This window comes from Sulfuricurvum sp. MLSB (genome assembly GCF_000747095.1).
Taxonomy (GTDB): domain Bacteria; phylum Campylobacterota; class Campylobacteria; order Campylobacterales; family Sulfurimonadaceae; genus Sulfuricurvum.
In genome coordinates this window covers 1-5,396 of record NZ_JQGL01000045.1, presented here as the reverse complement: position 1 = coordinate 5,396, position 5,396 = coordinate 1, and the positions used below count along the sequence as shown (strand labels likewise).

General features: G+C 49.7%; 6 protein-coding genes. All 6 read left to right on the top strand.

All coding sequences use genetic code 11. The annotated features are described in order from the left end of the window. A partial coding sequence (locus tag JU82_RS04835; RefSeq protein ID WP_294892156.1) for a hypothetical protein occupies positions 1-313 on the top strand: 313 nt, incomplete at its 5' end. Further along, a complete protein-coding gene (locus JU82_RS04830; RefSeq protein ID WP_294892154.1) occupies positions 313-756 on the top strand; it encodes a GNAT family N-acetyltransferase in 444 nt (147 codons plus the stop codon). The genes JU82_RS04835 and JU82_RS04830, both read left to right, overlap by 1 nt. Positions 757-886: 130 nt before the next feature. Then, positions 887-1,801 (top strand): nitrogenase iron protein, encoded by a 915-nt coding sequence (gene nifH, locus JU82_RS04825; RefSeq protein ID WP_037947250.1) that lies wholly within the window; start codon positions 887-889, stop codon positions 1,799-1,801. A 163-nt stretch (positions 1,802-1,964) separates the two neighbouring features. Then, positions 1,965-2,324 (top strand): hypothetical protein, encoded by a 360-nt coding sequence (locus JU82_RS04820; RefSeq protein ID WP_037947246.1) that lies wholly within the window; start codon positions 1,965-1,967, stop codon positions 2,322-2,324. A 12-nt stretch (positions 2,325-2,336) separates the two neighbouring features. Further along, a complete protein-coding gene (gene nifD, locus JU82_RS04815; protein WP_037947243.1) occupies positions 2,337-3,806 on the top strand; it encodes a nitrogenase molybdenum-iron protein alpha chain in 1,470 nt (489 codons plus the stop codon). A gap of 4 nt (positions 3,807-3,810) precedes the next feature. Next, positions 3,811-5,355 (top strand): nitrogenase molybdenum-iron protein subunit beta, encoded by a 1,545-nt coding sequence (nifK, locus tag JU82_RS04810; RefSeq protein ID WP_037947240.1) that lies wholly within the window; start codon positions 3,811-3,813, stop codon positions 5,353-5,355. Positions 5,356-5,396: the final 41 nt, after the last annotated feature.

Below are 5,396 nucleotides of genomic sequence, written 5' to 3'. Positions count from 1 at the left end.
TACAAGGCGGAACATTCCCTCTAAGAGGTGCATCATGGCGACCAAAGAAGAAATCCTCTCCCTCGAAATCTGCGAGTGCGGCAACAAGAGCGTTGCCGATGCGATCACGATTTTTCAAGAGACCGACCTGCCGTACAAAAAAGCAAAAAAACTCGTCACTGAGTGTGACAAGAGCTGCTGTAGAGCAGCCCTTCTCAGACTTTTTGACATGACCTATTTCGGAAAATTCGATTTTGATGAGATCGAGCGGTTGATCCGGCTGCGTCATGACAAGATCGGCGAAATATTGGAACGGATGAAAACGGGACGATGATGATCCGTTCTGCATGCCGGAGCGATATTCCTGCGATGGCCGGATTGCTGGCCGAGCTTTTTTCGATCGAAGACGATTTTACGACGGACGGGGAGAAACAATTCGCCGCACTGGCGATGCTTATCGACGATCCGAACGCCATTGTGTCGGTTGCCGAAATCGGGAACACGGTGGCGGGGATGATCAGTATCCAGCGCCTGATTTCCACGGCGACGGGTGATTATGTCGGGTTGATCGAAGACATGATCGTTTCACAGCGCTTTCGCGGTCAAAAAATCGGTTCCGCCTTGCTGCGCTCGGCGATCAATGAAGCGGTGTCACGGTCGTGGAAACGCTTTTCCCTGGGTGCAGACATACGAAATACCGGTGCATTGGCGTTTTATGAGCGTCACGGATTCGCAGGCAGCCACCTGCATTTGATGTATTTTTTCCCGTCCGCCTGACCCTGCAAAACCTATTCCTACAAATTTGTCTCTAAAATGGCATTTTGTCGCTGCGTCGGACGAAATGTCGCAAAAAACCGTAGAACGCCCTTTGCAATACTCTCTGCGAAGTTCACATAAAGGGGTTAACATGGCTGGAAGCGCTAGCTTGCGTCAAATCGCGTTCTACGGAAAAGGTGGGATCGGTAAATCTACCACATCTCAAAATACATTGGCAGCAATGTCACATTACTTCGGTAAAAATATTATGATCGTCGGTTGTGACCCGAAAGCGGATTCAACCCGTTTGATTCTTCATGAGAAAGCACAGGATACGATCCTTTCTCTTGCGGCGGAAATGGGAACGATCGAAGACGTCGAGATGGAACAGGCCCGTCTTTGGGGTAAAGGTCTTTTCGACCGTGAAACTCCGGGCGGTTGGATCAACTGCACCGAATCAGGCGGACCTGAGCCGGGCGTAGGTTGTGCGGGTCGCGGTGTTATTACGGCGATCAACTTCCTCGAAGAAGAGGGTGCTTACGATGAAGAAGGTTTGGATTTCGTTTCGTATGACGTTCTTGGAGACGTTGTGTGCGGCGGATTCGCAATGCCGATTCGTGAAGGTAAAGCACAGGAAATCTACATCGTAATGTCAGGTGAAATGATGGCGATGTACGCGGCGAACAACATCTCTAAAGGGATTTTGAAATACGCCAACACCGGTGGAGTACGTCTTGCAGGTCTAATCTGTAACGCTCGTATGACAGACCGCGAGTACGATTTGGCGCTTGAGCTTGCTCAACGCATCGGAACACAATTGATCCACTTCGTACCGCGTAACAACATCGTTCAGCACGCGGAACTACGCCGTATGACGGTTGTCGAGTACAGCCCGTCATCTGACCAAGCGAAAGAGTACAAAGAACTTGCTCGCAAAATCGTGTACAACGACATGAAAATCATCCCTACGCCTGTAAGCATGGATGAACTCGAAGACTTGCTCCTCGAATTCGGTCTTGAAGACGAGGTGGATGAAACCCAAGTCGGTAAAGCCGCAGAAGCCTAATCGGTTTCTCCCATCAATTCCTTAGCCCCGCAGGGTTATGGAGCGCGGAAGCGCATGAGTCTTCCGCTGAGGAAAACGTAGAGTTATCGTAGTCATCGGAGCTAAGCCCCGATGACGTTCCAACATCTTAAATGAAAAGAAACTAACAGAAAAAGGAGACAAGATGTTTGTATTAGGTTTTCACTTCCCAGCTGAAATGGGGAATAAAGTTCCGGATGAAAAAGTAATCGAAAAATTGAAAGACGTAGATGTCAGCGATGTCAACGAAATCAAACTTTTGATGGGTACCAAAGACAAAGACAAACTGTGGCTCAGCTACACGAACAAAAACACCTTTTTGTTCAAAGCAATGGTTCACTACTTCAAAGAAGAGAACCCTAACAAAGAGCAAAAGTACATGATCTACATGAACCGTTACCAAATGTCTGAAATCGCAAAACGCGTCGATGCGAGCGACGATGAGACAATGGCACTGTGCAAAAATCTCGATTCGATGGAACAATTCCGTATCGAAGTCGCGTAAGGAAGGTGTACCATGGGTCCAGAAACATTAGAAGCCAAACAAAAATCGGCCATTGAAGAGATCTTAAAAGCGTATCCTGAGAAAGCGGCCAAAAACCGTGAAAAGCATATCGGGGTCGGAACTCCCAATGATGAGAATCAAAAAACGTGCGGTGACGTCCGCTCCAACAAAAAAACCGTTCCGGGTGTCATGAGCCAACGCGGTTGTGCGTATGCGGGATCAAAAGGGGTTGTATGGGGTCCGGTCAAAGACATGATCCACATCAGCCACGGTCCTATCGGATGCGGCCAATACAGCCGTGCAGGCCGTCGTAACTATTACATCGGTGTTACCGGTGTCGATACTTTCGTTACGATGAACTTCTGTTCGGATTTCCAGGAAAACAACATCGTTTTCGGCGGAGATAAAAAACTCGGAAAATGTATCGATGAAATCGAAGAACTTTTCCCGTTGAATAACGGTATTACGGTGCAATCGGAGTGTCCAATCGGTCTGATCGGGGACGATATCAACGCGGTGGCGAAAACCAAAGCCAAAGAGATCAATAAAACGATCGTTCCGGTCAACTGCGAAGGTTTCCGCGGGGTGTCTCAATCACTCGGTCACCATATCGCCAATGATGCGGTTCGTGACTACATCTTTGACGGCGATCTCAGCCACATCGAAACCAGCGACGTGACGCCGACCGAGTACGACGTGGCGATCATCGGAGACTACAACATCGGCGGCGACACATGGTCAAGCCGTATCCTTCTAGAGGAGATGGGTCTTCGCGTCGTGGCGCAATGGTCCGGGGATGCGACTCTCAAAGAGATGGCGTTGACCCCTAAAGTGAAATTGAACCTGCTTCACTGCTACCGTTCGATGAACTACATCAGCCGTCACATGGAAAAAGAGTTCGGGATTCCCTGGGTAGAGTATAACTTCTTCGGGCCGACGCAAACGATCAAATCGCTTCGCAAAATCGCGTCGTTCTTTGATGAGAGCATCCAGAAAAAATGCGAAGAGGTCATCGCGAAATACCAACCGATGATCGATGCGGTGATCGCCAAATACCGCCCGCGTCTTGAAGGCAAACAGGTCATGTTGTTCGTCGGCGGTCTTCGCCCTCGTCACGTTATCGGTGCCTACGAAGATTTGGGTATGGAAGTCATCGGGACGGGATATGAGTTCGCACATGATGACGACTACAAACGTACTAAAGAAGAGATTTTCCGCTCGACGGTCATCTACGATGACGTCAATGAGTATGAACTCGAAGCGTTCGTGAAAAAACTTCAACCTGACCTTGTCGCTTCAGGGATCAAAGAGAAGTACGTATTCCAGAAGATGGGTCTCCCATACCGCCAAATGCACTCATGGGATTACAGTGGACCTTACCACGGATACGACGGATTCGCGATTTTCGCGCAAGACATGGATTTAGCAATTAATTCTCCGGTATGGGCGCATTCAAAAGCACCATGGGAAAAGGAAGGTTGAGACGATGCAAGAAGTAGAAAAAATCGTAAACGGGAAAGACCTGTTTAAACGCCCTGAGTACACCGAGTTACTCGCCAACAAAAAACAATTCGAGTCCTCCATGCTCGCGATCAACCCTGCGAAAGTGGACGAGATCGCCGAGTGGACGAAGTCATGGGATTACCGCGAGAAAAACCTTGCTCGTGAAGCGATCACCGTCAATCCGGCAAAAGCGTGCCAGCCTCTTGGGGCTGTCATGGTTGCGCTCGGGTTTGAGGGGACGATGCCGTACGTTCACGGTTCACACGGTTGTGTGGCGTATTTTCGTTCGTACTTTACCAAACACTTCAAAGAGCCGACGCCGTGTGTTTCGGATTCTATGACGGAAGACGCTGCGGTATTCGGCGGATTGGTGAACATGAAAGAGGGGCTTAAAAACTGCGCGGCAGTCTATAAACCCAAAATGATCGCCGTCTCCACCACCTGTATGGCGGAAGTCATCGGGGACGACCTGATGGCGTTCATCATCGCGGCAAAAGAAGAAGACGGCGGAGAGTTCCTTCCTGCCGAATATCCGATTCCGTTTGCGCACACTCCTTCCTTCGTAGGAAGCCATATCACGGGATATGACAACATGATGCACGGCATCATGTCCCAACTGACCGAAGGCCAAAAAGGGGAGAGCAAACAACGTATCAACATCATTCCCGGTTTTGAAACGTATATCGGAAGCCTCCGCTCGGTCAAAAGCATCGTAGAAGCGTTTGGCACGGACTATATCATGCTGGGCGACCACTCAGATCAATGGGATATGCCGGCAGGTAACTACGAAATGTTCCAGGGCGGAACAAAACTCGAAGACGCAAAAGATTGTATCAACTCCAGTGCTACGATTTCGTTGCAAAAATACGCCACGTCCAAAACCATGAAAATGGTCGAAAAACGGTGGAAACACAAAGGCGGTTTCTCTAACCCGATCGGTCTTAAAGGTACCGATGAGTTCGTCATGAAACTGGCCGAATTGACCGGAACCGAAGTTCCGCAAAAACTCAAAATCGAGCGCGGCCGCCTCGTCGATGCGATGCAGGACAGCTATCCGTACATGCACGGTAAAAAATTCGCGATTTGGGGCGACCCTGATTTCCTCCTCGGTGTGGTTTCATTCCTGCTGGAGATGGGCGCGGAGCCGACACATGTGCTTTGCCACAATGCACCGAACGGCTGGGAAGCAGAGATGAGAGCGTTGCTCGATACATCTCCGGCTAAAGACAGCTTGCACGTATGGGCGGGTAAAGACCTGTGGCATATGCGTTCGCTCCTCTTCACCGAGCCGGTCGATTTCATGATCGGAAACAGCTACGGTAAAGAGTTGATGCGCGATACAGGAACTCCGCTGATTTACATCGGATTCCCGATTTTCGACCGCCACCACCTCCACCGCTACTCGATCAGCGGATACGACGGTGCGTTGAATCTTCTGACATGGATCACGAACAAAGTTCTTGATCAGTTGGATGAAGATACTAAAGGTATCGCAACAACCGACTATTTCTTCGACCTCGTCCGCTAAGGACGCCCCCTCCGGGGCAACACTTCATTGATTTTCGTCAT

What these genes read in the sequence shown, in the direction of transcription:
- JU82_RS04820 (WP_037947246.1), top strand. Translation starts at nt 1,965, where the DNA reads ATGTTTGTATTAGGTTTTCACTTCCCAGCTGAAATGGGGAATAAAGTT.
- nifH (WP_037947250.1), top strand. Translation starts at nt 887, where the DNA reads ATGGCTGGAAGCGCTAGCTTGCGTCAAATCGCGTTCTACGGAAAAGGT.
- nifK (WP_037947240.1), top strand. Translation starts at nt 3,811, where the DNA reads ATGCAAGAAGTAGAAAAAATCGTAAACGGGAAAGACCTGTTTAAACGC.
- JU82_RS04830 (WP_294892154.1), top strand. Translation starts at nt 313, where the DNA reads ATGATCCGTTCTGCATGCCGGAGCGATATTCCTGCGATGGCCGGATTG.
- nifD (WP_037947243.1), top strand. Translation starts at nt 2,337, where the DNA reads ATGGGTCCAGAAACATTAGAAGCCAAACAAAAATCGGCCATTGAAGAG.